Annotated in this window: 23 protein-coding genes; 14 read left to right on the top strand and 9 right to left on the bottom strand. The window is 64.1% G+C overall.

All coding sequences use genetic code 11. The features are described from left to right. Positions 1 to 125: 125 nt before the first annotated feature. Both HU750_RS25125 and pmcY read right to left on the bottom strand, forming a co-directional pair. Positions 126 to 995, bottom strand: coding sequence for a cation diffusion facilitator family transporter (locus HU750_RS25125; RefSeq protein ID WP_085272351.1), 870 nt, complete (start codon positions 993 to 995; stop codon positions 126 to 128). Between the two features lie 24 nt (positions 996 to 1019). After that, positions 1020 to 1439, bottom strand: coding sequence for a periplasmic Zn2+ metallochaperone PmcY (gene pmcY, locus HU750_RS25120; protein WP_027592641.1), 420 nt, complete (start codon positions 1437 to 1439; stop codon positions 1020 to 1022). 116 nt (positions 1440 to 1555) lie between these two features. On the opposite strand from pmcY, the gene hrpB reads away from it, so the two are divergent. Next, positions 1556 to 4084, top strand: coding sequence for an ATP-dependent helicase HrpB (gene hrpB / locus HU750_RS25115; protein WP_186683005.1), 2529 nt, complete (start codon positions 1556 to 1558; stop codon positions 4082 to 4084). A gap of 20 nt (positions 4085 to 4104) precedes the next feature. Here the strand turns inward: hrpB and HU750_RS25110 are convergent, their stop codons facing one another. Next, on the bottom strand, positions 4105 to 4596 hold the full coding sequence (locus HU750_RS25110) for a hypothetical protein (protein WP_186683003.1): 492 nt from the start codon (positions 4594 to 4596) through the stop codon (positions 4105 to 4107). An 88-nt stretch (positions 4597 to 4684) separates the two neighbouring features. Next, entirely contained in the window at positions 4685 to 5341 is a 657-nt protein-coding gene (locus HU750_RS25105; RefSeq protein WP_186683001.1) for a YciC family protein, read from the bottom strand. 166 nt (positions 5342 to 5507) lie between these two features. On the opposite strand from HU750_RS25105, the gene HU750_RS25100 reads away from it, so the two are divergent. The 4 genes from HU750_RS25100 (at position 5508) to rhlE1 (ending at position 9602) form a co-directional block, all read left to right on the top strand. After that, positions 5508 to 6275 carry a DUF2076 domain-containing protein gene (locus tag HU750_RS25100; RefSeq protein WP_085272356.1) on the top strand — a complete coding sequence of 256 codons (768 nt, stop codon included), beginning with the start codon at positions 5508 to 5510 and terminating at the stop codon, positions 6273 to 6275. Between the two features lie 70 nt (positions 6276 to 6345). Further along, positions 6346 to 6825: a LabA-like NYN domain-containing protein gene (locus HU750_RS25095; RefSeq protein ID WP_027595082.1), complete on the top strand. Its 480-nt coding sequence runs from the start codon at positions 6346 to 6348 to the stop codon at positions 6823 to 6825. A gap of 469 nt (positions 6826 to 7294) precedes the next feature. After that, the gene (gene yedA, locus HU750_RS25090; RefSeq protein ID WP_085272357.1) at positions 7295 to 8215 is read left to right on the top strand and encodes a drug/metabolite exporter YedA; all 921 of its coding nucleotides are present in this window, start codon (positions 7295 to 7297) and stop codon (positions 8213 to 8215) included. A 55-nt stretch (positions 8216 to 8270) separates the two neighbouring features. Beyond that, positions 8271 to 9602 (top strand): RNA helicase RhlE1, encoded by a 1332-nt coding sequence (gene rhlE1, locus HU750_RS25085; protein ID WP_186682999.1) that lies wholly within the window; start codon positions 8271 to 8273, stop codon positions 9600 to 9602. Positions 9603 to 9722: 120 nt separating this feature from the next. On the opposite strand, the gene HU750_RS25080 is transcribed toward rhlE1, so the two are convergent. The 3 genes from HU750_RS25080 to pmrG all read right to left on the bottom strand — a co-directional run bounded on the left by HU750_RS25080 (position 9723) and on the right by pmrG (position 12794). Next, the gene (locus HU750_RS25080; protein ID WP_186682997.1) at positions 9723 to 10967 is read right to left on the bottom strand and encodes a TIGR03862 family flavoprotein; all 1245 of its coding nucleotides are present in this window, start codon (positions 10965 to 10967) and stop codon (positions 9723 to 9725) included. Between the two features lie 148 nt (positions 10968 to 11115). After that, positions 11116 to 12030: a histone deacetylase family protein gene (locus HU750_RS25075; protein WP_186682994.1), complete on the bottom strand. Its 915-nt coding sequence runs from the start codon at positions 12028 to 12030 to the stop codon at positions 11116 to 11118. A 77-nt stretch (positions 12031 to 12107) separates the two neighbouring features. Further along, the gene (pmrG, locus tag HU750_RS25070) at positions 12108 to 12794 is read right to left on the bottom strand and encodes a lipopolysaccharide core heptose(II)-phosphate phosphatase PmrG (RefSeq protein ID WP_186682992.1); all 687 of its coding nucleotides are present in this window, start codon (positions 12792 to 12794) and stop codon (positions 12108 to 12110) included. A gap of 180 nt (positions 12795 to 12974) precedes the next feature. Between pmrG and HU750_RS25065 the strand changes: the two genes are divergently transcribed. The 4 genes from HU750_RS25065 (at position 12975) to HU750_RS25050 (ending at position 16219) form a co-directional block, all read left to right on the top strand. After that, positions 12975 to 13544, top strand: a complete 570-nt coding sequence (locus tag HU750_RS25065) for a GNAT family N-acetyltransferase (protein WP_186682990.1) — start codon at positions 12975 to 12977, stop codon at positions 13542 to 13544. A gap of 95 nt (positions 13545 to 13639) precedes the next feature. Continuing rightward, positions 13640 to 14509: an acyl-CoA thioesterase II gene (gene tesB, locus HU750_RS25060; RefSeq protein WP_027595074.1), complete on the top strand. Its 870-nt coding sequence runs from the start codon at positions 13640 to 13642 to the stop codon at positions 14507 to 14509. After that, positions 14506 to 15096 carry an HAD family hydrolase gene (locus tag HU750_RS25055; protein ID WP_027595073.1) on the top strand — a complete coding sequence of 197 codons (591 nt, stop codon included), beginning with the start codon at positions 14506 to 14508 and terminating at the stop codon, positions 15094 to 15096. Before tesB ends, HU750_RS25055 begins: the two co-directional genes overlap by 4 nt. Positions 15097 to 15208: 112 nt before the next feature. Beyond that, positions 15209 to 16219 (top strand): zinc-dependent alcohol dehydrogenase family protein, encoded by a 1011-nt coding sequence (locus HU750_RS25050; RefSeq protein ID WP_085272362.1) that lies wholly within the window; start codon positions 15209 to 15211, stop codon positions 16217 to 16219. A gap of 193 nt (positions 16220 to 16412) precedes the next feature. Here HU750_RS25050 and HU750_RS25045 read toward each other — a convergent pair whose 3' ends face one another. Beyond that, complete coding sequence (locus HU750_RS25045; protein WP_186682988.1) at positions 16413 to 17114, bottom strand: FadR/GntR family transcriptional regulator; 702 nt, start codon at positions 17112 to 17114, stop codon at positions 16413 to 16415. 255 nt (positions 17115 to 17369) lie between these two features. On the opposite strand from HU750_RS25045, the gene HU750_RS25040 reads away from it, so the two are divergent. The 3 genes from HU750_RS25040 (at position 17370) to gabP (ending at position 21990) form a co-directional block, all read left to right on the top strand. Next, positions 17370 to 18722, top strand: coding sequence for an MFS transporter (locus tag HU750_RS25040; RefSeq protein ID WP_186682986.1), 1353 nt, complete (start codon positions 17370 to 17372; stop codon positions 18720 to 18722). An 18-nt stretch (positions 18723 to 18740) separates the two neighbouring features. Then, complete coding sequence (gene gudD, locus HU750_RS25035; protein ID WP_186682984.1) at positions 18741 to 20096, top strand: glucarate dehydratase; 1356 nt, start codon at positions 18741 to 18743, stop codon at positions 20094 to 20096. A gap of 493 nt (positions 20097 to 20589) precedes the next feature. Beyond that, positions 20590 to 21990, top strand: coding sequence for a GABA permease (gabP, locus tag HU750_RS25030; RefSeq protein WP_085272366.1), 1401 nt, complete (start codon positions 20590 to 20592; stop codon positions 21988 to 21990). Between the two features lie 74 nt (positions 21991 to 22064). Here the strand turns inward: gabP and HU750_RS25025 are convergent, their stop codons facing one another. Next, on the bottom strand, positions 22065 to 23030 hold the full coding sequence (locus tag HU750_RS25025) for a LysR family transcriptional regulator (RefSeq protein ID WP_238348942.1): 966 nt from the start codon (positions 23028 to 23030) through the stop codon (positions 22065 to 22067). 285 nt (positions 23031 to 23315) lie between these two features. Between HU750_RS25025 and HU750_RS25020 the strand changes: the two genes are divergently transcribed. Together HU750_RS25020 and HU750_RS25015 are read left to right on the top strand one after the other, a co-directional pair. After that, positions 23316 to 24857, top strand: coding sequence for an MFS transporter (locus HU750_RS25020; protein ID WP_186682982.1), 1542 nt, complete (start codon positions 23316 to 23318; stop codon positions 24855 to 24857). Between the two features lie 107 nt (positions 24858 to 24964). Further along, on the top strand, positions 24965 to 25444 hold the full coding sequence (locus HU750_RS25015; protein ID WP_186682981.1) for a hypothetical protein: 480 nt from the start codon (positions 24965 to 24967) through the stop codon (positions 25442 to 25444). The last annotated feature ends 32 nt before the right edge of the window (positions 25445 to 25476 follow it).

Here is a 25476-nt window from a genome sequence, read left to right as displayed (position 1 = left end):
AGCGTGTGCTCCCACTCGTGCTCGCAGCACCTCCGGCAGTCAGCTTGCCATTCACCGCTCTCACTCCTGATTCTAATACCCCCTCAAGACACAAGCCGGCTTGCCGGCGATAGGGCCGGACAGGGTTACACCGGGTCGGCGTGCACCATCACATCCGCCTGTGGATAACGCTGGCGAATCACCTCCGATGCCGCCACGCACAGACTGTGCGCCTCATGCAGCGCCAGCTCGCCCGGCAACTCCAGGTGCAACTGCACGAACCATTGGTTGCCCGAGACCCGTGTACGCAAATCATGCACCCCCTTCACGCCAGGGATGGCCAGTACCAGGGCGGACATCGCCTCGCCCACATCGCCTGGCAGCTCCTTGTCCATCAGGATGGCGGTGCTCTCCCGCGCGATCTGCAGCGCACTCCAGAGAATGTAGAAGGCAATGCCCAAGCCGAACAGGGCATCCAGTTGCGACCAGCCAAATTGTGTCAGCAGCAACGCCAGCAAGATGCTGCCGTTCAGCAGCAGGTCTGAGCGGTAGTGCAGGGAGTCTGCCCGCACCGCAGTGGAGCCGGTCAGGCGTATGACCTTGTGCTGCAACGCCAGCAAGGCAACGGTCAGGGCCAGTGAAAGCAGCATGACCGCGATGCCGACGCCCGTGTCACCCAAGGGTTGTGGAGTTTGCAGGCGTTCGACTGCCTGCACCCCGATCAGCACCGCGCTGACTGCGATGAACAGCGCCTGGGCCATGCCCGCCAAGGCCTCGGCCTTGCCGTGGCCAAACCGATGGTCGTCATCGGCGGGGCGCAGGGCGTAATGCACGGCGAGCAAGTTGAGGAACGAGGCGACGGCGTCCAGTGCCGAATCGGTCAACCCGGCCAACAGGCTCACTGAGCCGCTCAGCCACCAGGCCAGCGCCTTGCTCACGACCAGGATGCTAGCCACCGCCAGTGACGCGCGGGTGGCCAGGCGTAGCAGACGCTGGTGTTCAGCCGGGGTGATCATGCCGGGGGGATGTCCTTGTCAGGGTCAGGCAGCCGGTACCAACTGGTAGGCGGCCAGTTGCTCAACGCTGCCACGGTGCTGGATCAGCCGTGGGTCGTTGAGCGGCAGGCGCTGGCCCAGTTCGCTTTCAAGAATGGCCTGCAGCTTGAGGTTGTCGACCTTGCCGTCCGGGCTTACCGCTTCGCGCAGTTTCTCTGGGGCGACCTGGGCTGTGCGGCCACCCGGGTAGTAGATGGCGCCGGTGGCAAAGTCGATGCCGAAGGCGATCAGCCCGGGGATCACGTAGAAGAGAATGCCGATGGCATCCATGGCGGCGACCACGGGGTCGATCTTGCCGTCGATCTGGCCGCGGCGGTCTGGGTAGAACAGCGTGCCGCAGGCCGTCAGCTGGGTCAGCAAGGTGACGATGAGGGCGCCGCCGATGACACGGGATGGGATACGCATGTAAATCTCCGAAAAGGTATTCAGCAGGGCAAGCGAAGCGCCAGCACCTGATGCTAAGACCATGATAGAGCAGGCTGGGTTCGCCGTTATACTCGCCCGACTGTTCGAGGACCACCATGATTTCATTACCGATCGATACTGTTTTGCCCGCCTTGCGCCAGGCCCTGGAAAACCGCGACGAAGCCGTGCTCGAAGCACCGCCCGGCGCCGGCAAGACCACCCGTGTGCCCTTGGCATTGCTGGACGCGCCGTGGCTGGCTGGGCAAACCATCGTGATGCTCGAACCACGCCGCCTGGCCGCCCGCGCGGCGGCCGAAAGGCTGGCCAGCGAGCTGGGTGAAAAGGTCGGGGAGACCGTGGGCTATCGTATTCGCCTGGACAGTAAGGTCGGGCCGAAGACCCGTATCGAGGTGGTCACCGAGGGTATTCTCACCCGCCGCTTGCAGGCAGACCCTGCGCTGGAGGGTGTGGGGCTGTTGATCTTCGACGAGTTCCACGAACGCAGCCTGGACGCTGACCTGGCCCTGGCCTTGAGCCTCAATGGGCGTGAACTGCTACGTGACGAGCCGCCCCTGAAAATCTTGCTGATGTCGGCGACGCTGGAGGGCGAGCGGCTGTCGCGGCTGCTCGGCGATGCGCCGGTGGTCAGCAGCGAAGGCCGCATGTACCCGGTGGATATCCGCTGGGGTCGGCCGTTCCAGCCGGGCGAGTTCATTGAGCCGCGGGTCGTCGATTGCGTGCTCCATGCGCTGGCGGACCAGGCCGGCAGCGTGCTGGTATTCCTGCCCGGCCAGGCCGAAATCCGCCGCGTTCATCAGAGCCTTCAGGACATGCTGGGCGAACGTTCCGACATCCTGCTTTGCCCATTGCACGGCGAGCTCGACCTCAATGCCCAGCGTGCGGCGATCGACCCAGCCCCTGCCGGCAAGCGCAAAGTGGTGCTGGCCACCAACATCGCCGAAACCAGCCTGACCATCGACGGCGTGCGCGTGGTGGTTGATGCCGGCTTGGCACGGGTGCCGCGCTTCGACCCCGGCAGCGGCATGACGCGGCTCGACACCCAGCGTATCTCTCGCGCCAGCGCCACCCAGCGCGCCGGCCGGGCTGGCCGCCTGGAGCCGGGGGTGTGCTACCGGCTGTGGTCCGAGGCCCAGCATGACCAGTTGGCGGCGCATGGCAGCGCAGAAATCCTCCAGGCCGACCTCGCCGGCCTGGCCTTGCAACTGGCCCGGTGGGGCGTCACCCCTGATCAACTGCACTGGCTGGACCAACCGCCCGCGGCGGCGTTCTCCCAGGCCCAGGACCTGCTGGCACGGCTCAGTGCCTTCAAGGCGGGCAGCCGCGACAACCTCAGCGAGCACGGCCAGGCCATGGCCGAACTGCCGGCCCACCCACGTATCGCCCATTTGCTGCTGCGCGGGCAGGGTCTGGGCTTGGCGGCCATGGCCTGTGATGTCGCGGCCTTGTTGGGGGAGCGTGATATCCAGCGCGGGGGTGGCGCCGACCTGCACAGCCGGCTGGCGCTGATCAGCGGTGAAAGCAAAACAGCCCGAGGCGGGCAGGGCGGCGTGCAGCGTGCGCGGCAGCTGGCCCGCCAGTACCGTGGGCTGCTGCGTGGCAAGGCGGGTGCCGGGGTTGCCGACCCTGATCATCCACGCTGGTTGGGCGCACTGTTGGCGCTGGCCTACCCAGACCGGGTTGCCCAGCAGCGCCGCGAGGGCGGTGCCGAGTATCGCCTGGCCAATGGCCGCGCGGCCCTGTTCGCCGAGGTCGATGCCTTGATGAAATGCCCCTGGCTGGTGATTGCCGACCTGGGTAGCCGCCAAGGCCAGCGGGAAGAACGCATATACCTGGCGGCCGAGTTCGACCCCGCACTGCTGGACGACGTGCTGGCCGAGCAGGTCGAGCGTATTGATATCCTCGACTGGGACGACCGCGAGCAGGTGCTGCGCGCCGAGCGCCAGACCAAGGTTGGCGAACTGGTGCTCAGCCGCGAGCCGTTGCCTGGCCTGGACGACGACGCCCGCGCCAGAGCCCTGCTCGGCCTGGTACGGCGTAAAGGCTTGAACCTGCTGACCTGGACACCCGAATTGCGCCAGTGGCAGGCGCGGGTGGCGTTGTTACGTCAGCTGGACCTGGACAAGACCGGGCAAAGTGAGTGGCCAGATTTAAGCGACGAAGCCCTGCTGGCGACCCTGGAAGGCTGGCTGCAACCCTACCTGGGCAAAGTGTCCCGCTTGAGCCATTTCGCCACGTTGGACCTGTCGTCGATGCTGCGCAACCTGTTGCCATGGCCTTTGCCGCAGCGCCTCGACGAATGGGCGCCGGCGAACTTGGCCGTGCCGTCCGGCTCGCACATACGGCTGGACTACAGTGAAAACCCGCCCATCCTCGCCGTGCGCCTGCAGGAGCTGTTTGGCCTGGCAGACACGCCACGCATCGCCCAAGGGCGACAGCAGGTCAAATTGCACCTGCTATCGCCAGCACGCCGGCCCGTGCAAGTGACTCAGGACCTGGCCAACTTCTGGCGCACGACCTATGCCGAGGTGAAGAAGGACCTCAAGGGCCGGTATCCCAAGCACTATTGGCCGGATGACCCGCTGGTAGCCGAAGCCACGGCGCGGGCCAAGCCACGGGGTACCTGAGGGTTTAATGGATACTGCGTTCAAGCCGTCTGTTTGAGCAGGAAGGTCACGACCGTGCCTTGCTCGACATTGAGCAAGGCAATCCAGTCGCCACTGAAGTGCGGATCATCTTGGAGTGCGCCAACCCTGTGGCCCTTGTGGTCTCGCAGGTAGCAAACAAGGCCTTCATCGGTCAGTTGCAGCGGTTCGATTTTCCAGAAATCTGTCACTTCGGCGTTCCAGTAAAACCCCAGGTAGCCATTGCGGCTAATGCCCAGTTTTTTGGTGCGTGGGTTACCCGGAATGCTGATGTGATAATGCAGTCGATCTTCGGTCCGGGAGTCGAAATGGAAGCTCATGACTGGCGAATCCTTTGGTCCGCCAGCTTGCAGCCAGTCATCTTCCGGGGTGATGCCCCAGCTGAACTTGTCGGTGCTGCGGCTTAACCGCAACGGAATATCGCGCCCGACTGCCCGTACATACAGTTTGCCGCGAAATGACCTGGCGTAGCCCGCCTGGATGTCTTCGTCCATGGTGCTTTCTCGAATTCAATTAAAGAAGCACGCACGGTAGACAGGCATGGCAGGTGGGGGCAGCGTGAACCTTTTCACGGCGCTGTTCTCAGCTGCTGGCAGGAGACTCCAGCAGCGTGAACAGGCGGTACAGCACCACGGTGCTGAACAGCTGCAAGAAGCCGCTGAGGCTGTCCATGGCCAGTTCCATGCCGGGGGACGGCTCTGGGAAGGCCATCAGCAGCAGCCCGTCGATCAGCCAGATCGGCGCCAGCACCGCCAGCACGCAAATCATGATGCGCAGGAAGTTGCCGGTGGTCATCCGCGCACTTTCGCGCATCGACTGCACCACCGGCAGGCCCCGCAGTACCAGCAGGTACTCGGCGAACACCAGGTTGATCATGATCCACACGCCCGGGAAGATGAACAACGCCAGGCCGGCCATGATCAGCAGAGAGCTGATGAGAATCAGCAGGGCCAGCTGCGGCCACAGTTGCACGGCCCGGGCAAACAGGTCGCGCTTGGCGATCTCCTGGCCATTGCTGCGGGTGTCGAGGTAAAGGATCAGCGCCGCGCTGTACAGCGGGTACAACAGCAAGCTGACCAGCATGCCGTAGGCCGGCGACGCCTGGTCGCCCATTTGCCGGTACAGCAGCTGGGTGACTAAGGCTTCGAGCACCACCAGCGGCAGGCACAGCGGGAGGATGTTCGGCAGGTGGCGGCGGAAGAAGTACAGGGAGTCGCGCAGAACGCTCAGCGGATTCATCGGTCAACATCGCATGGCAGTAAAAGCAGGGGTGTACTTTAGCCCAAAGCAGGCGTGTAGCTGTCACTTGCTGAAAAAAGTTTCACCGCCGAGGTGATTGAATCCCGTGCCTGAACGCCCCATCTTTGACGCTGTCCGTTGTCCCGCTTCCCCATGAGGTAGCTTCATGAACACTGAAGAACAAACCCTGATCGATAGCCTGTTCGGCCGCATCAAGCAAGCGGAAGACCCGAGCCAGCCGCGCGACGCGCAGGCCCAGGCGTGCATCGAAGCGCATGTGCGTCAGCAGCCGGCAGCGCCTTACTACATGGCCCAGGCGATCCTCGTGCAAGAAGCCGCGATCAAGCGCCTTGATGAGCAGAACAAGCAACTGGAGGCGGAGCTCCAGCAAGCTCGGGCACAGGTCGAAGCCAGCCGCGCCGGTAACAGCAGCCCCACCAGCAACGGTGGCGGTGGTTTTCTGTCGAGCCTCTTTGGTTCGGGTGGGCGTAACACGCCACCGGCCGTGCAACCGCAGCGCCCCTCGGCGCCCGTTGCTGGCGGGGGTGGCTGGCGTGAACCGTCGGCGCCGGGCTTCAGCCCGCAGCAACCGCAGCAACAGCAGCAAGCTGGCTTCGGCGCAGCGCCAGCGCGAGGGGGCGCCAGCAGCTTCCTCGGCGGTGCGATGCAGACCGCTGCCGGCGTGGCCGGCGGGGTGTTGCTGGCCCAAGGGATCAGCAGCCTGTTCAACCACAACTCGCAGCCAGAGGAAGTGGTCGAAGTGATCAAGGAAGAGCCGACACCGGCCAGCGACAGCGGCGGCTGGAACGACCAGGGCGGGCAGCAGCAGGTGGCCGACAACGGCGGTTGGGGCAATGACCAGGGTGGTTACGCCGATACCGATTACGGCGGTGGTGACGGCGGGTTCTTCTCCGACGACGATTCCTACGTCTGACGGGTCTGGCATACTGCTGGCATTTGGGGCTGCACGGCAGCCCCGGATTCCATCAGACCATGAGGTTCCCGTGAAAAAGATCGCGTTGTTCGCCGACGTGCAGAACCTCTACTACACCGTGCGCCAGGCGCATGGCTGCCACTTCAATTACGCCGCGTTGTGGGCCGAGGTCAGCCGTGAAGGGCAGATTGTCGAAGCCGTGGCCTATGCCATCGACCGCGGTGACAGCAAGCAACAGCAGTTCCAGCAGATCTTGCGCAACCTCGGGTTCGAGGTACGCCTTAAACCGTACATCCAGCGCAGTGACGGCTCGGCCAAAGGTGACTGGGATGTGGGCATTACCCTGGATGTGATCGACGCCGCCAGCCGCGTGGACCAGGTGGTGTTGGCCTCCGGTGATGGCGACTTCGATTTGTTGCTGGAGCGGGTTATCCAGCGCCATGGTGCCGAAGCGGTGGTGTATGGCGTGCCTGGGCTTACGGCGATGTCACTGATCCGTGCTGCGAGCCGTTATGTGCCTATTGAGGGGCGGTTGTTGTTGCGGCATTGAGCGCGGGGTTGGGGCGCGAGGTGGAGGGGTGTTGATGGCGTCAGGGCGAAGAGGGGCATGGCGTTAGGTTTTTAGCGCCTGGGAGATCGAGCGCCGCCCGCGCGGCGCATCGCGAGCAACGCTCGCTCCTACGTCTGTTTCGGGCCAGTCACGCCTGTGGTAGCTGCGCGCGACCGCCTTGTTTGTTCGACGCGATATCGCGCCATGCGCCAAAGGCGGTCGCGCGCATATGCCCCAGGAATAATTGGCCCGAAACAAACGTAGGAGCGAGCGTTGCTCGCGATGCGCCGCGCGGGCGGCGCTCGATCTCAAACACCCCAAAAACCTCAAGCCAAACACCCGGGCCAGCACACAACCTCAACGCACCCACACCAAGTGTGTCGCTCATTTATTCCGGTTTTGTAACTTAAGTTTACGCAGTGACCTTTCTAAACTAAGTCACCCGTAAACGGATTTCGAGTACTTAGCCATGCCTGCCTCCCGCCGCTTCCCACTCCTGCTCATCGGTGCCTTCATGGCCCTGTACCTGGTCTGGGGATCCACCTACCTGTTCATTCGCATCGGCGTCGAATCGTGGCCACCGATGCTCATGGCAGGCGTGCGCTTTCTGATCGCCGGGGGCCTGTTGTATGGCTTTCTGCGCTGGCGCGGTGTGCCGGCGCCGACCTGGCCGCAATGGCGGGCCGCAGGGGCAATCGGCTTTCTGTTGCTCAGCTGTGGTAACGGCGGCGTGACCGTGGCCGAACACGCCGGTGTGGCGTCCGGCGTGGCGGCCTTGGCGGTAGCGACGGTGCCGCTGTTCACCCTGGTCTTCGGCCTGCTGTTCGGGCACCGCAACTCGCGGCTCGAATGGGCGGGGATCGGCCTCGGGCTGGCCGGTATCGCACTGCTTAACCTCGGCTCCAACTTGCAGGCAAGCCCGATTGGCGCGGCACTGATTCTGTTCGCGGCGGCCTCGTGGGCATTTGGTTCGGTGTGGAGCAAAAGCTTGCCGCTGCCGCAGGGGCCGATGGCCAGTGCCGCCGAAATGCTGGTGGGCGGTGCCGTGTTGCTGCTGGGCAGTGTGCTGTCGGGCGAGCGCATGACCCAGATGCCCACCGCTGCCGGTTGGGGCGCGCTGGCCTACCTGGTGTTCTTCGGCTCGATCCTGGCGTTCAGTGCCTACATGTACCTGCTCAAGCATGTGCGCCCGGCGGCTGCTACCAGCTATGCCTACGTCAACCCGGCGGTGGCGGTGCTGTTGGGGATCGTCTTCGCCGGCGAACAGATCGGCGCCGAAGAATGCGTGGCCATGGCGGTGATCATTGGCGCAGTGGTGCTGATCGGCCTGCCTCAGTGGCGCAAGGCACCCGCGCCTGCGCAACCGTTGAAGGGCGAAATCTGCAAGTAGGCGGGGGTGTTGCGGTAAACTTGCCGCCTTCGCTGAACCCCCTGACGGTATTGCCATGAATTTCGCCAAACTCGGCCTGATCGAACCCTTGCTGCGTACCCTGCAGCAGCTGGACTACACCACCCCGACCCCGGTCCAGGCCCAGGCCATCCCCGCCGTGCTGGCCGGCCGCGACCTGATGGCTGCGGCCCAGACCGGCACCGGCAAGACCGCAGGCTTCGCCCTGCCGGTGCTGCAGCGCCTGGCGCTGGAAGGTGAGAAGGTTGCCAGCAACTCGATCCGCGCGCTGGTGCTGGTACCGACCCGCGAGCTGGCCGAGCAGGTGCACAACAATGTGCGCGAGTATGCCGAGAACCTGCCGCTGAGCACCTATGCGGTGTACGGCGGGGTGAGCATCAACCCACAGATGATGCGCCTGCGCCGTGGCGTCGACCTGCTGGTCGCCACCCCGGGCCGCTTGCTCGACCTGTTCCGGCAGAACGCGGTGAAGTTCAACCAGGTGCAAACCCTGGTGCTCGATGAAGCCGACCGCATGCTCGACCTGGGTTTTGCCGAAGAGCTGCAGTCGGTGTACGCCGCACTGCCACGCAAGCGCCAGACCTTGCTGTTTTCCGCGACCTTCTCGGACCAGATCCGGGTCCTCGCCGGCCTGGCCCTGAACGACCCGCTGAGCATTGAAGTGAGCCCCCGCAATGCCGCCGCCAACACGGTCAAACAGTGGCTGGTGCCTGTGGACAAAAAGCGCAAGGCCGACCTGTTCTGCCATTTGCTGCGCAAGCAGCGCTGGAGCCAGGTGCTGGTGTTTGCCAAGACCCGCAACGGTGTCGACCAGTTGGTGGAGCGCTTGTTGAGCGAGGGTATCAACGCCGACGGCATCCATGGCGATCGCCCGCAGGCCACGCGCCAACGTGCGCTGGATACCTTCAAGGCCCGTGAAATCCAGGTGTTGGTGGCGACCGATGTTGCCGCGCGTGGGCTGGATATCGACGACCTGCCGCTGGTGGTCAACCTCGACCTACCGATCGTTGCTGAAGACTATGTGCACCGCATTGGCCGCACTGGCCGCGCCGGCAACAAAGGGGAGGCGATTTCGCTGGTGTGTGCCGACGAAGTGCAGATGCTGGCGTCGATCGAGACATTGATCCGCCAGACCTTGCCGCGGCATGAAGAGCCGGACTTTATCCCAGAGCACCGCGTGCCGATGACCGATGCCAGTGGCCAAGTGATCAAGAAACCGAAAAAGCCTAAAAAGCCGAAAGAGAACAGCGCGAAGCGTGGTTTGGGGCGCTGGATGGACAGTGCCGAGGCCGCGAGCCCGGCGCCGTCAGTGAAAGCGGTGCGTAAGGTGCCGAGCTTCAATGGTGGGTCGCGTAAGCGTAAGCCTTGAGATTTTGGGGCCGCGTTGCGGCCCTTTCGCGACACAAGGCCGCTCCTACAGGAGATCGCGTTGCCTTTGTAGGAGCGGCCTTGCGTCGCGAAAGGACCGCAAAGCGGTCCCGGCGATCTATCAGGCCGCCCCCGCCGCTACCCATTGCGCCGCCGCCCGCCCGGCGCGCAGCCCGCTGGCAAAACATGCCGTCAGCAAATACCCCCCGGTCGGCGCCTCCCAGTCCAGCATCTCGCCGGCACAGAACACCCCCGGCAATGCCTTGAGCATCAACCCCTCGCTCAGCCCTTCGAAACGCACCCCGCCAGCACTGCTGATGGCCTCATCCAGCGGCCGGGTACGCACCACGGTGATCGGCAACGCCTTGATGGCCCGCGCCAGCGCCTGTGGATCGGCGAACGTGGCCTGATCGGTCAGCTCCCGTAACAACGCCGCCTTGACTCCATCGATGCCCAACTGGCTGTGCAGGTGCTTGGCCATGGAGCGCGAGCCGCGTGGCTTGGCCAATGCCTGGGCGATGTTATCCACAGCCTTGTCCGGCAGCAGGTCGAGCAGCAGCACACCCCGGCCGTCACGCTTGATGGCCTCACGCACCGGTGCCGACCAGGCATACACCAGGCTGCCTTCGACACCTTGCGCAGTGAGGATGAACTCACCTTTGCGCGGCAGGCTACCGGGCACGCTCAGGGCAATGTTCTTCAGCGGTGCGCCGGCAAACTTGTCTTTAAGCAAGGTGCTCCAGCCTTCGACCTCAAACCCACAGTTGCTCGGCTGCAAGGGCGAGATATCCACAGCCCGCTCAGCCAGCAGCGGCTGCCACGCACCGTCCGAACCCAGACGCGCCCAGCTACCCCCACCCAGTGCGAGCACCACGGCGGCCGCGTGTACCTGGCGTTCACCCTGTGGATAAGCGATCCGCAGGCTGCCATCGTCATGCCAGCCCACCCAGCGATGGCGGGTGTGGATAACTACACCGCTGTCGCGCAGGCGCTTGAGCCAGGCGCGCAGCAAGGGCGCGGCCTTCATGTCGCGCGGGAAGACCCGGCCCGAGGTACCGACGAAGGTTTCGATGCCCAGGCCGTGAATCCACTGGCGCAGCGCGTCGGCATCGAAGCCGCGCAGCAGGGCGTCAATCTCGCCCTGGCGTTCGGCGTAGCGCGCGACAAAGGCCGGGTAGGGCTCGGAATGGGTGATGTTCATGCCGCCGACACCTGCCAGCAGGAACTTGCGGCCGACCGAGGGCATGGCATCGAACACCTCGACCGCCAAGCCCGCCTGGGCCAGCGCTTCGGCGGCCATCAGGCCGGCGGGGCCGCCACCGATGACGGCGACAAGGGGAGGGGTGCAGTGGTGTAGATCGGGCATGGGGGCGGCAGGCTGTGGAAAAGAGCGCGCATTCTAGCGCAGGCCGGTAGGCGGAAGCACTGGTCAAAAAATGATCAATACTCTACAGGTGGCGTAGCTAAAGGGCTGCAGCCGCTTTCCAGCAGCTTATCCACAGGCGGTTCCACAGTCATTGTGAACAACCCATGACCCGCGCCGCACTGTGGTGCAGGATGCCGTGGCGCCGTGCCAGGGCCACGCGGTCCTTGCTGTAGCCGCCACCGATCACGCCCACCACCGGGATGTCGCGGCCCAGGCACTGGCGCATCACCAACTCGTCGCGTGCCGCCAGGCCCTCATCGGTCAACTGCAGGTAGCCCAGGGCATCGTCCTTGTGCACATCGACGCCGGCGTCGTACAGCACCAGGTCTGGCTGGTAGAGCGGCAACAGGTAGTTGAGGGCGTCTTCCACCACCTTGAGGTAGGCCGCGTCGCCCATACCACGGGGCAGGGGGATGTCCCAGTCGCTCTGGGCCTTGCGGGCCGGGAAGTTCTGTTCACAGTGCAGAGACACGGTAATTGCATCGGGGGTGTCGTGCAGAATTCGCGCGGTGCCGTCGCCCTGGTGCACGTCGCAGTCGAAAATCAGCACCCGGTGCACCCGCCCAGCTTCCAGCAGGTAGCGGCTGATCACGGCCAGGTCGTTGAAGATGCAAAAGCCTGCAGGGTGGTCGTAATGGGCGTGGTGGGTGCCGCCGGCCAAGTGGCAGGCGATGCCGTGCTGCAAGGCCAGCTCGGCGCTCAGCAGCGAACCGCCCACGGCGCGCACGGTGCGCCGGGCCAGCGCCTCGCTCCAGGGCAGGCCGAGGCGACGCTGGTCCTCGCGGGACAGGTCGCCGCTCATGTAGCGTTCGATGTAGCTTCGGTCGTGGGCCAGGGCAAGGATGTCGTTGGGGCAGATTTGCGGGCGCAACAGGTCCTGGTCACGGGTCAGGCCGCTGTCGACCAGGTGGTCGCGCAGCAAGCGAAACTTGTCCATCGGGAAGCGGTGCTCGGCGGGGAATTCCGGGCTGTAGTCATCGTGGTAGATCAGCGGCAACGGCATGGTCGGTTCGCAATCGGGGCCAGTGCTGATCTTGCCAGTTGTGACGCGCCGCGCAACCGGCTTGTGGCATTAGCGTGTCATTTGCCGATGCTGGCCAGTACCCGCTGCCAATCCGGCTCGTTCAAGCGCCCGAGAATCCGCGCCTTGCCGTTGCCGTCGACCGACACGAACAGCGCACTGGCATAGCCGCTTTCCCGTTCCCCACCGACTACACGCTGCTGGCGCTGGAAGTGATCGATGCAACCATTGTGGGTCACCAACACCAGGTTGTGACCCGGGCGTTTGCGCGCCAGGGCTTCATCGGCGAACGGGTTGTCGCAGCTCTCCAGCCAGGCAGCGCTCGGCACGGCCTGGCCCAGAATGAAGTGCGCGGTCTGGCGAGTCCGCACTTTAGGGCTGCTCAGCACATCGGCATTGCTTAAGCCCAGCGTGTGCAAACCCTGGCCGACGCGGGTGGCCGCCTGGGTGCCGGCCACGGTGATGCCGGTGGGGTCGTCCAGGCAGGGCCCGGGTGCGCTGTCGCAGCGTTCGGCATGGCGGATCATCACGATCACTGCGCCTTCGGCCCAATCCTGCAGCAGGCCGCTGTCACTCAACTGTTGCTCGTTGCCAAGGTCCACGATGTGCGTCCTCGTTGCCAGCCAGGTGGTCAACGCCGCCACGACCATGCACAGGCCCAAAGCGGCACCGAGGGCCTTGCGTGATAAACGTCGCTTGCGCCGGGCGTGGATGGCAGGGTGGCCCAGGGTATTGCTCGATAGCATGCGGGACTCCGATGGCATGGCCGCGCCGGGTGTGGTCGTGGCTGGCGACATTCTGGTGAGCGGCCTGTCGGGTGGCGGTGAAGGCGTTGTGAAAATTGCATTCAGGCGCCGCCGCTTGAGTGAAACCGTCGCCCGCGCCTACGCTGTAAACTGCAAGACAGCAAAACCGGAGCACGCCCGATGACCCCGATTCTTCACCTGGAAAGCGCACGGCTGGTGCTGCGGCAATGGCACGACGACGACCTGCGCGAGTTCGCCGCGCTGTGCGCCGACCCGCACGTGATGCAGTATTTTCCGGCACCCCTGACGCGCTTGGAGGCGGCTGCGCTGATTGGTCGAATCCGTGGCCATTTCAATGAGCATGGGTTTGGCCTGTGGGCGCTGGAGCGCAAAGACAGCGGCGCCTTCATCGGCATGACCGGGCTGCTGAACGTCAGCTTCGATGCCGATTTTGCGCCCGCGGTAGAAATCGGCTGGCGCCTGGCGCGTCGCCACTGGGGCTTGGGGTTTGCCAGTGAAGCGGCCTGGACCTGCCTGCGTTGTGCCTTCGCCCAATTGCGCCTGGACGAGGTGGTGTCGTTCACTAGTGAGAGCAACTTGCCCTCGCAGAAAGTGATGCAGGCCATCGGCATGCAGCAGGACCCGAGCGGCAGTTTCGAACACCCGCGCCTGCCTGCCGGCCACCCCTTGCGCCCGCATGTGCTGTACCGCATCGACCGCGCACGCTGGGAGCAGACCCTGCGCGGCTGAATGGATGGGCATGCGCGGTGCGAATGACAAACCCTGTATCATTCGCCTTCATGAAAGCGCTGTAGAGCCGTGTTGCCTTGCTAGGAGAACCCCCGATGAGTCATGTGTTGGACGACCTGGTCGACCTGTTGAGCCTCGAGTCCATCGAGGAGAACCTGTTCCGTGGACGCAGCCAGGACCTGGGCTTCCGCCAGTTGTACGGCGGGCAAGTGCTGGGCCAGTCATTGTCGGCGGCGAGCCAGACGGTCGAAGATGCGCGCCATGTGCATTCGCTGCACGGTTACTTTCTGCGCCCTGGCGACGCCAGTTTGCCGGTGGTCTATTCGGTGGACCGCGTGCGTGACGGCGGCAGCTTCAGCACCCGGCGGGTGACGGCGATCCAGAAGGGCCACACCATCTTCACTTGCAGCGCGTCGTTCCAGTACGACGAAGAGGGCTTCGAGCACCAGGCGCAGATGCCTGATGTGGTCGGCCCGGAAAACCTGCCCAGCGAAGTCGAACTGGCCAGTGCCATGGCCGAGCACCTGCCAGAGCGCATCCGCGACAAAGTGCTGTGCGCCAAGCCGATCGAGATCCGCCCGGTGACCGAGCGTGACCCGTTCAACCCCAAGCCCGGCGACCCGGTGAAGTACGCCTGGTTCCGTGCCGACGGCAACCTGCCGGACGTGCCTGCGCTGCACAAGTACTTGCTGGCTTACGCCTCGGACTTCGGCCTGCTGACCACCGCCTTGCTGCCCCATGGCAAATCGGTGTGGCAGCGCGACATGCAGATCGCCAGCCTCGATCATTCGCTGTGGTTCCATGGCAACCTGCGCGCCGACGAGTGGTTGCTGTACGCCACCGACAGCCCGTGGGCCGGCAATGCCCGCGGCTTCTGCCGTGGCAGCATCTTCAACCAGGCCGGGCAACTGGTCGCGTCGTCGAGCCAGGAAGGCCTGATTCGCCATCGCAAGGACTGGGCATGAGCCTGGGCGAGGTACGTAACTGGGTGTTCGACATGGACGGCACCCTGACCGTGGCGGTGCATGACTTTGCGGCGATTCGCGAAGCGCTGGAGATACCGCCTGAAGACGACATACTGACCCACCTGGCGGCCTTGCCGGCGGCGCAAGCGGCGGCCAAGCACGCCTGGCTGCTGGAGCATGAACGCGACCTGGCGCTGGCTTCGACGGCCGCGACGGGGGCGGTGGAGCTGGTGCGCGAACTGGCCGGGCGTGGCTGCCGGCTGGCGATCCTGACCCGCAATGCCCGGGAGTTGGCGCATGTCACCCTGGAGGCCATCGGCCTGGCTGACTGCTTCCCGGTGGAGCATGTGCTTGGCCGTGATGAGGCCGAACCCAAGCCTAGCCCGGACGGCCTGCTGAAGATTGCAGAGGCGTGGGGTGTGGCGCCCAGCGAACTGGTGATGGTGGGTGACTATCGGTTTGACCTGGATTGTGGGCGTGCGGCCGGGGCGCGTACCGTATTGGTCAACTTGCCGGATAACCCATGGCCGCATCTGGTGGATTGGCATGCGGCGGATTGCCGAGCGTTGCGCGCGATGCTTGGCTGATTTTTTGTTGGCCGTGCGGGCCTCTTCGCGGGTAAACCCGCTCCCACACGGGAGGAGGCAGCCTGCACTGGCTATGCTGAACCGCAGTTTTTCCCTGAATGGAGACCCAGCCATGAGCAGCAAGGCCATCTACGTCCAACCTGGCGGCGGCTACGACAACGTCCAGGTCGGCACCTGCGAGGCGCCTGCGCCACAGGCCGGCGAAATCACTGTGCGTCTGCACGCCAGTTCCCTCAACTACCACGACTTCGCCGTGGTCAGCGGCATGTGGGGGCCGAGCGAGCGGCGTATCCCCATGGCCGACGGTGCCGGCGAAGTCACGGCAGTGGGACCGGGTGTCAGCGAGTTCCAGGTCGGCGACAACGTTGTCAGTACCTTCTTCCCAGACTGGCTCGACGGCCAGGCCAATGTCGAAGGGTTTGCCCGGGTGCCCGGCGATGGCCTCGACGGCTACGCCCGTGAACAGGTCACTGCCCGCGCCACGGCCTTCACCCTCGCGCCCAAGGGCTACAGCCACGCCGAGGCAGCCACGCTGACCACCGCAGGGCTGACGGCCTGGCGTGCCTTGATGAGCGATGACCACCTCAAGCCCGGCGATACCGTGCTGGTGCAGGGCACGGGCGGGGTGTCGATCTTCGCCTTGCAGTTCGCCAAGCTGGCCGGTGCCACGGTGATCGCGACCTCGTCCAGCGATGCCAAGCTCGAGCGCCTCAAGGCCCTCGGCGCCGACCACTTGATCAACTACAAAAGCACCCCGGCCTGGGGTGAGAAGGTGCGTGAGCTGACCCACAACCGCGGGGTCGACCATGTGATCGAAGTGGGCGGGCCGGCGACCCTGGAGCAGTCGATGATTGCCACGCGCATCGGCGGGCATGTGTCGTTGATCGGCATTCTCACCGGGGTAGCGGGGCAGTTGCCGTTGGTTCAGGCACTGGTGCGGCAAATCCGCCTGCAGGGCGTGCTGGTCGGCAGCCGTGCACAGCAGCAGGCGATGGTGCGGGCGATCGATGCCAATGGCCTGCGGCCGGTGGTGGACAAGCACTTCGAACTGGAGCAGATCGTCGACGCGTTCCGCTACCAGGAGAGCAATCGGCATTTCGGCAAGATCTGCCTGACCTGGTAATCGCACCTGTGAGTCCGATTGCCTTGTCCGGCCTCATCGCTGGCAAGCCAGCTCCCACAGGTGCGGCGCTAGCCTTGGAGGCTACACGGGTGCGGCGCTAGCCTTCGGTGCTACACGGGTGCGGTGCTAGCCTTGGGTGCTACACGGTTCGGGTGGGAGCGGGCTTGCCCGCGAATGGGCCGCATCGCGGCCCCTAGTCGGGCAGTAATCTGTCGCGGCTATTGGACAGGTGCAGGCACATCGCCGCCCGTGCCGCATCCGAGTCCTGGCGGCGGATGGCATTGAGTATCGCCTCATGCTCCAGGTTGGCCAGGTACGCATGCCTTGCCAGCTTGGCGCCGGCGCGTTCGGCCAGGGCCATGCGGTTGCGGGGGATCAGGCCGCTGCCGAGCTGGGCCATCATTTCGCTGAAATACAGGTTGCCGGTGGCCTCGGCGATCAGCAGGTGAAAGCGCCGGTCGGCCTCGATGCAGCTGTCGCCAGCGGCCGCCAAGTCTTGATAGTCGTCCAGCGCCTGGCGCATGCGTGCCACGTGCCCGTCGTCGCGGCGCACTGCGGCGAGGGCGGCGGCTTGGCCTTCCAGGCCGATGCGCAATTCCAGCAGGTCGCGCACGCTGGCGGCGTTTTCGGCGCCAACGCGCAGCCCCGCCTGGGGCTGGCGCTCTATCACAAAGGTACCGATCCCGTGGCGGGGCTCCACCAGCCCTGAGGCCTGCAGCTTCGACAAGGCTTCGCGCACCACGGTGCGGCTGACCCCATGTTCACGCACCAGGGTGTTTTCCGAGGGCAGCTTGTCGCCTGGCTTGAAGGTGCCCAGCAAAATTTGCTGCGTCAGGCTGGAGACCAGGTCGTGAGCGCGGCTGTGGCCGCGCACGCGGGGGTGTGCTGAGTCCATGGTGTGCTCCGTGGTATCGATAACTTGTACGACAAGTTAAAACACCAAAATATTTTTCGCTGATTTTTCTGATCGAGAAGGCCGCATCGTACTCGGTTGTTTTTGAACGTTCGCGGCAAATACTCATTTTTACAGCTTGTATTTTGTACTTTTGTCGACTTTATCGATCTTGTCGTACAACTGCGCGAGGCATATGCTCCACCCCACTGTCATGTCAGACAACCCGCATAAAAACAACTAGTGGGAGATTCGCAAGTGAACGACACCCTCGCTCCGTCTGCCGGGAAGGATGGCGACGCTTTGGCCAGTGCCGTGGCCAAGGTCAAGCGCCACGTCCTGCCGCTGTTCGTCATCATGTTCATCGTCAACTACCTCGACCGCGTCAACATCGGCTTCGTCCGCCGACACCTGGAAAGCGACCTGGGCATCAGCGCTGCTGCCTATGGGTTTGGCGCCGGGCTGTTTTTCATTGGCTACGCATTGTTCGAAGTGCCCTCGAACATGCTCCTGCAGCGTGTCGGCGCTCGGCTGTGGCTGACCCGCATCATGTTCACCTGGGGGCTGGTGGCCACGGCCATGGCCTTTGTCCAGACCGAAACCCAGTTCTATGTGCTGCGGTTTTTGTTGGGCGTCGCCGAGGCCGGGTTCTTCCCTGGGGTGATCTACTACTTCACCCGTTGGCTGCCCGGCGCCGAGCGCGGCAAGGCGATTGCGATTTTTCTCAGCGGCTCGGCATTGGCGTCGCTGATCTCCGGCCCGCTGGCCGGGGCCTTGATGCAAATCCAGGGCCTTGGCCTGCATGGCTGGCAGTGGATGCTGTTCATCGAGGGCATGGCCTCGGTAACGCTGTGCTTCTTCGTGTTCTTCTGGCTCGACTCCAAGCCGCAGGATGCCAAGTGGCTGAGCCAGGCCGAGCAGGATGCGCTGGTGCACACCATCGACCGCGAGCAGCGTGAGCGGGAGGCTGTCGGTAGCGTCAAGACCTCGGCCTGGAGCCTGCTCAAAGACCGCCAGATCGTGCTGTTCTGCCTGATCTACTTCTGCATCCAGCTGACCATTTATGCCGCGACCTTCTGGCTGCCGAGCATCATCAAGCGCATGGGCGACCTCAGCGACCTGCAGGTTGGCTTCTTCAACTCGATCCCCTGGCTGATCTCGATCCTGGCGATGTACGCCTTCGCGTCCGGCTCGGCACGCTGGAAGTTCCAGCAGGCCTGGGTAGCCGCTGCGCTGGTGGTCGCCGCCATCGGCATGTTCATGTCCACCACCGGTGGGCCGGTGTTCGCCTTTGTCGCCATCTGTTTTGCCGCCATCGGTTTCAAGTCGGCCTCGTCGCTGTTCTGGCCGATCCCTCAGGGCTACCTGGACGCCCGCATCGCGGCGGCAGTGATTGCCCTGATCAACTCGGTCGGCAACCTCGGCGGTTTCGTGGCCCCCACCACCTTCGGCCTGCTCGAGCAGCAGACCGGCTCGATCCAAGGCGGCTTGTATGGCCTGGCGGTGACGTCTGTGCTGGCAGCCATCGCCGTGTTCTTCGTACGCACTCGCCCAAAGGGCGCTCCTTCCGATGAGCTCAAGGCGCCTTCGGCCCTGGGCCAGACCCACTGATGACTGCGAGATAAAACCATGAACATGCAGACGACTCCCGCCGTTCACACCACCACCCCCGTGGTCACCGATTTGCGCGTGATCCCGGTGGCTGGCCACGACAGCATGCTGCTCAACCTCAGTGGCGCCCATGGCCCGTACTTCACCCGCAACGTGGTAGTGCTGCGCGACAGCGCTGGCAACACCGGCCTGGGCGAGGTGCCGGGTGGCGAGAAGATTCGCCAGACCTTGGAAGATGCCCGCAGCCTGGTCGTAGGCCAGCCCATCGGCCATTACCAGCGCGTGCTCAACGCCATGCGCCAGGCCTTCGCCAACCGCGATGCCGGCGGCCGCGGGCTGCAGACCTTCGACCTGCGCATCACCGTGCACGCTGTGACAGCCATCGAATCTGCATTGCTCGACCTGCTTGGCCAGCACCTGAACGTGCCCATGGCCGCACTGCTCGGCGAAGGGCAGCAGCGCGAGGCGGTGAAGATGCTCGGTTACCTGTTCTACATCGGCGACCGCCAGCAAACCGACTTGGCCTACCGCAGCGAAGCAGACGCGGAAGATGACTGGTTCCGCCTGCGCCACGAGAAGGCCCTGACCCCGGACGCGGTCGTGCGCCTGGCCGAAGCCGCCAGGCAGCGCTATGGCTTCAGTGACTTCAAGCTCAAGGGTGGTGTACTGCGCGGTGAGGAAGAGATGGAGGCAGTGACCGCCCTGGCCGAACGCTTCCCCGATGCGCGCATCACCCTCGACCCGAACGGCGCCTGGTCGCTTAAAGAGGCCATCGCCTTGTGCCGTGACAAGCACGACGTGCTGGCCTATGCCGAAGACCCCTGCGGTGCCGAAAACGGCTACTCGGGCCGCGAGGTGATGGCCGAATTCCGTCGTGCCACGGGGCTGCCCACCGCCACCAACATGATCGCCACCGACTGGCGCCAGATGGGCCACGCGATCCAGCTGCAATCGGTGGACATCCCGCTGGCCGACCCGCACTTCTGGACCTTGCAGGGTTCGGTGCGGGTGGCGCAGATGTGCAATGACTGGGGGCTGACCTGGGGCTCGCACTCGAACAACCACTTCGACATCTCCCTGGCCATGTTCACCCAGGTGGCTGCCGCCGCGCCGGGTGAAATCACCGCCATCGACACCCACTGGATCTGGCAGGACGGCCAGCGCCTGACGCGTGAGCCGCTGCGTATCGTCGACGGCCATGTGCACGTGCCGGCGCGGCCTGGGTTGGGTGTGGAGATCGATGAAGACCAGCTGGCCAAGGCGCATGAGTGCTACCGCAACATGGGCCTCGGGGCGCGGGATGACAGCGTGGCGATGCAGTTTCTGATACCGGGCTGGCAGTTCGACAACAAGCGCCCTTGCCTGGTGCGCTGAGCCCTTTCTAGCGCGCTACCCAAGCGCCCAACACCCTCTCTGTAGGAGCAGCCTTGTGCTGCGAAGAGGCCGGTGAACACACAGTGAATCTCTGCTGTGTTCACCGGCCTCTTCGCAGCACAAGGCTGCTCCTACAGTGCAAGAATCAGAGCCCTGACCATGCAGCAAGCGTTGCAGGGCGATGCACACCCAAATGAAAAACGATAGCTTCAGACGGCCCGATGGCGCGTTTGGACATGCCAATCGCGACATCTGGCGGGAATGGAAAAGCGTTGTCGTGATCGCACACCTGCGGGACGTTCTCGTGTAATTTTCCTACGCCTTACGGGGCTTAAATGGACCTCGAATTCTGCTGGTGCGTTGCTCTGAATGCGTGCAAAAGGCCAACAACAGCGCGTGAGTGATGTGTCATTCCGATGGACTCTCTAGGAGATAATGTTCGCCTACGCCTGCCCCCGTCCTTCCTTGTGTCAGCAAAAAGAGAACAAGATCAATGAACACCGTGGGATCTGATGGCAACCTTGCACAAGGTTTCAAGCCACGTCATGTAACGATGCTGTCCATCGCGGGCATTATCGGTGCAGGACTATTCGTAGGCTCCGGGCACGCGATTGCCGCGGCCGGGCCAGCCACCATAATTTCTTACTTCGTGGCCGGCACCCTGGTGGTGCTGGTCATGCGCATGCTCGGCGAAATGGCCGTCGCGCACCCTGATACCGGGTCCTTCTCCACCTACGCCGACCAGGCCATTGGCCGCTGGGCTGGCTACACCATTGGCTGGTTGTACTGGTGGTTCTGGGTGTTGGTCATCCCCATCGAGGCACTGGCGGCGGGGCATGTACTGAACGCTTGGTTCCCGCAAGTGGACAGCTGGATCTTCGCACTGGCCTCGGTGCTGCTGTTGGCAGGTACCAACCTGTTCAGCGTGGCCAAGTACGGCGAGTTCGAGTTCTGGTTCGCGATTCTCAAGGTCACCGCCATCCTCGGCTTCATCGGCCTGGGCTTCGCGGCCTTGATGGGCTGGCTGCCAAACCGTGAAGTCAGCGGTTTGAGCACGTTGGTCGCCGAGCACGGCGGTTTCGCGCCCAAGGGCTGGTCTGCCGTCATCGGTGCCTTCATCACCGTGATGTTCAGCTTCATCGGTACCGAGGCCGTGACCATCGCCGCCTCCGAGTCCAGCGACCCGTCCCGCAACATCGCCAAGGCCACCCGCTCGGTGATCTGGCGGATCAGCACCTTCTACATCCTGTCGATCTTCGTGATCATCTCGGTGGTGCCGTGGAACGATCCGCAATTGGCGGTGGTGGGCTCCTACCAGCGTGCGCTGGAGATCATGAACATCCCCAACGCCGCCTTCATGGTCGACCTGGTGGTGCTGGTGGCTGTTACCAGCTGCATGAACTCGTCGATCTACATTGCCTCGCGGATGATGTATTCGCTGGCCAAGCGCGGTGACGCACCGGCCTTCCTCAACAAGACCTCCAAGGTCGGCGTGCCGCGCTCGGCGGTATTTGGCAGCACCCTGATCGGCGCGGCCATCGCCATCCTCAACTACTTCGCGCCCAAAGGTGTGTTCGAGTTCCTGCTGGCCAGCTCGGGCGCCATCGCCCTGCTGGTGTACATGGTCATCGCCATCTCCCAGCTGCGCATGCGCCGCCGTCTGGAGCGCGAGAACGCCGAACTGAAGTTCCGTATGTGGCTGTTCCCATGGCTGACCTGGGCGGTGATCATCTTCATCGCCGCGGCGCTGGCGGTGATGATGTATACGCCTGAGCACCGGGTGGAAGTGAGCTCGACACTGGGCCTGGCGATCGTGATTTCCTTCCTGGGGATAGTCACATCGCGTGGGCATACGCAGGCAGTGGCGGCGCGGTCGGTGAGGGGATCGGCTTAATCGTCCACGCCAAAAGTCTCACCCCTGTTCACTTAAGAATGCCGGGGCCGCTCTCACACCGACCGCGTTATGCCCTATTTACAGGGCATACGCGAACATTGTGGGAGCGGCCTTGTGCCGCGATGGGCCGCAAAGCGGCCCCAATACAGGCGATGGGGTGAGACGTTTACTGCGGGGGGGCAGCGCATCATCTCGATGTACCTGATCACCGCAGGTGCCTTTTCGAAACGCCGATGAATCAGGCTCAGCCATGAGCTGGCCTGGCAATCGGCGATACGCCGGTAATTCACCTGCGCCAGGCTGATGCGCTGCACGACCGACTCCGGCACCACGGCGATGCCCTGGCCCAACGAAACCAAGGTGATGACCGCGACCAGGCTCCCGGGTTGCGGGCCGAGCCGTGGCACGAAACCACCTTGTGCCGAGACTTCGAGCGTGCCGGAAATCTGCTCGGGGAGGATGAAGGTCTCATTGGCCAGGCGTGATGCAGGGATCTGTGGCAACTCATTGATCCGCGAGTTGGCAGGCAGGGCGAGAACGAAACCTTCCTGGTGCAGGGCGATGGCTTCCAGTTCTTCCGGCAGCTCCATCGGCGAGCGCACGTAGGCGAGGTCGAGCAGGCCATCGCGCACCTGTCCAGGCAACTCCACCATGGGCAGCTCGCGGATGTTCAGGCGTACGTCCGGGTGGCTTTCGCTAAAGCCGGTCACCTGCCGCTGCAGCATGCCCGAATACGCGGCAGAGGCCACATAGCCCATTTCGATACGCCCGCTTTCGCCGCGCCCTGCACGCTGCGCGCCCAGTTGCGCGGCATCGAATTGGCGTACGGCCTGTTCGGCTTCGATCAGCAATGCCTGGCCTGCAGCGGTGAGGTTCACCTCGCGTTGGCTGCGCTCGAACAGGCGCACGCCCAGCTCGCGTTCCATGTCCTGGATCTGCCGGCTGAGGGTAGGCGGAGCGATGCCCAGCTGTTCTGCGGCACGGGTGAAATGGCCGTGCTGGGCGACGCAGAGGAAGTAGCGGAAATGGCGGATTTCCATGCGGTGTTACCTGCAAGCTAATGACGCGGGCCACTGTGGCTAACAAGCCGTGGGGCTGATGGCGTTAGGGTGAAGACAACACTACAAGGCTGGTGCCATGGCGGCAAAGGTATCGGTGCTGTGAGTGATATTGCCGGGGCCGCTGCGCGCCCCTTCGCAGCACAAGGCTGCTCCTACAGGTACAGCGCAGCACCCAAGGCATGCGCTGCACCTGTAGGAGCAGCCTTGTGCTGCGAAGGGGCGCGCAGCGGCCCCAAAGATCCAGCCCGCCTTCGGAGCCTTGCCATGCCCACGCCCGCTTCCCCGCGCTTCACCCTGCTCACCGCCTCACTGGTCTGCGCCCTGATCATCCTCGACACCAACATCGTTGCTGTCAGCCTGCCCAGCATCGCCCGCGACCTGTCCGGCGCGTTCGCTGATATCGAATGGGTGGTCAGCGCCTACCTGCTGGCCTTCGCCGCCTGCCTGCTGCCAGCTGGCAGCCTGGCCGACCGCTTTGGCCGACGCCGCCTGCTGCTGATCGGCCTGGCCGTGTTCGGCATCGCCTCGCTGGCCTGCGGCGCAGCCCCCAGCTTAATGTTCCTCAACCTGGCCAGGGCAGCCAAGGGCATCGGCGCCGCCATGCTGCTGACCTCAGCACTCGCCGCCATCGGCCACCGCTTCCACGAACCCCAGGAACGCCTGCGCGCCTGGGCCTTCTGGGGCGCCTGCATGGGCGCCACCATCACCTTCGCGCCCCTGCTCGGCGGGGTGATCGCCAGCACGCTGGGCTGGCGCTGGATCTTCTACATCAACCTGCCGCTGGTGGCGGTGCTGGCCGTGATGGTACTGCGCAGCGTCGAGCCGTCCCGCGACAGCGCCGCAGCACGCCTCGACCCTTGGGGTAGCCTGACCTTCGCAGGCAGCCTGGGCTACCTGATCTGGGCAATGATCGACGCCAACCAAGTCGGTTGGAGCAGCGCCCAGACCTTGGCGCGGCTGCTGATCAGCGCATTCCTGTTCGGCCTGTTCATCATGGTCGAACGCAGCCAGACACGGCCGATGATCGACCTGCGGCTGATGCGCAGCGGGCGTTTCGTGGGTGCCCTGTTGGGCATGTTTGGCTATGCGGCCTGTGCCCAGGTGATGATGACCCTGCTGCCGCTCTACCTGCAAAACGGCCTGCAACTGTCGGCCCTGGCCGCAGGGGCGGGGATGCTGCCGTTCGCCGTGGCCATGCTGCTGACACCCCGCCTGGGCATGCGCCTGGCCACTCACCTGAGCCCGGCCCAGGTGTTCGCCCTTGGCCTGCTGCTGGTGGGCGCGGGCAACCTGCTGTGTGCCTGGGCCGCTGGCTACGGCGGCTACAGCGCTTTTGCCCTGGCCAGCGTGGTGCTGGGCGCGGGGGCAGGGCTGCTCAATGGCGATACGCAGAAAAACATCATGGCCTGCGTGCCCCGTGAGCGTACCGGCATGGCCTCGGGGCTGAGCACCACCACGCGCTTCGGCGCGATCGTGCTGGCCATCGGTGTGCTCGGCGGCGTGCTCGCGGCCCGTAGCGGCCAACTGCTGCACGAGGCCATGGCCGCCGTGGCGCCCGCGCATTTGGGCGAGGTTGCCACGATGGCCACGCGCGTTGCCGCGGGCGACCTGCAGGCGGCTTTAACCGCGCTGGACCCTGGCCTGCGTGAGGCAGTGGCGCCTTTGGCCCGCCAGGCCTTCATCGGAGGGTTTGAAGCCGTGTTGCACGTGGCGGGCGTGGCGGCGCTGCTGTTCGCGGTGCTGGTCGGCGTGTTACTGAGCCGACCCCTGCCGGCTTTGCAGGATGCACGTTTAACCGAAGGCTAGTGATGAGGCCGTGGGCGCAATGCGATTGTTTCTTCTTGACGCGCAACTAATTCAATTGGCAAATGTCATTGACTGCGCGCCAATTCAGGCTGAAGAAGGAGCTTCACATGCACGATGACGACGTACCTGCCCCAACCATCGAACTGCCTCCCGGCGTGTTCCCTCCGATGCCCGGTTATACGAATGCAGACCTGCTGTTTGTCATGAACCAGCCCATCGAAGCGCTGCTTGAACAACACAATGTCGACCCTGGCTTGATTCGCGAAACCAGCATAGCCCTGGTCAGCCATGTGTATGCGGTGTTTGAACGAGAAGATGTCGACTACCAAATCGCAACTTGGTATCAGAAGCCCTATGACGAGCCCTCCAAGCGTACGCGCAGCATCGAAAGCATCGCGGAAGAATTCGGGGTATTTACATTAAGGGCTGCCGCCGACTCCTTGAAAGGCTCGCCATTGCTGCATCTGGGTAAGGACTTTTATATGACGTTCGTCAGCCTGGCGGGTACTTCCATCAAAGAGCACATTCTGAAGTTGAATGACCGCGACGACGGGGCACATTCAACGGTGGAAGCGGGCGCACGGTAAGCCTCGACGGCGGTGTAGGAGGCTCAATTGCG

It is taken from the genome of Pseudomonas sp. SWRI50 (genome assembly GCF_014269095.1).
GTDB lineage: Bacteria > Pseudomonadota > Gammaproteobacteria > Pseudomonadales > Pseudomonadaceae > Aquipseudomonas > Aquipseudomonas kermanshahensis.
This window is presented reverse-complemented; position numbering and strand designations above follow the sequence as displayed.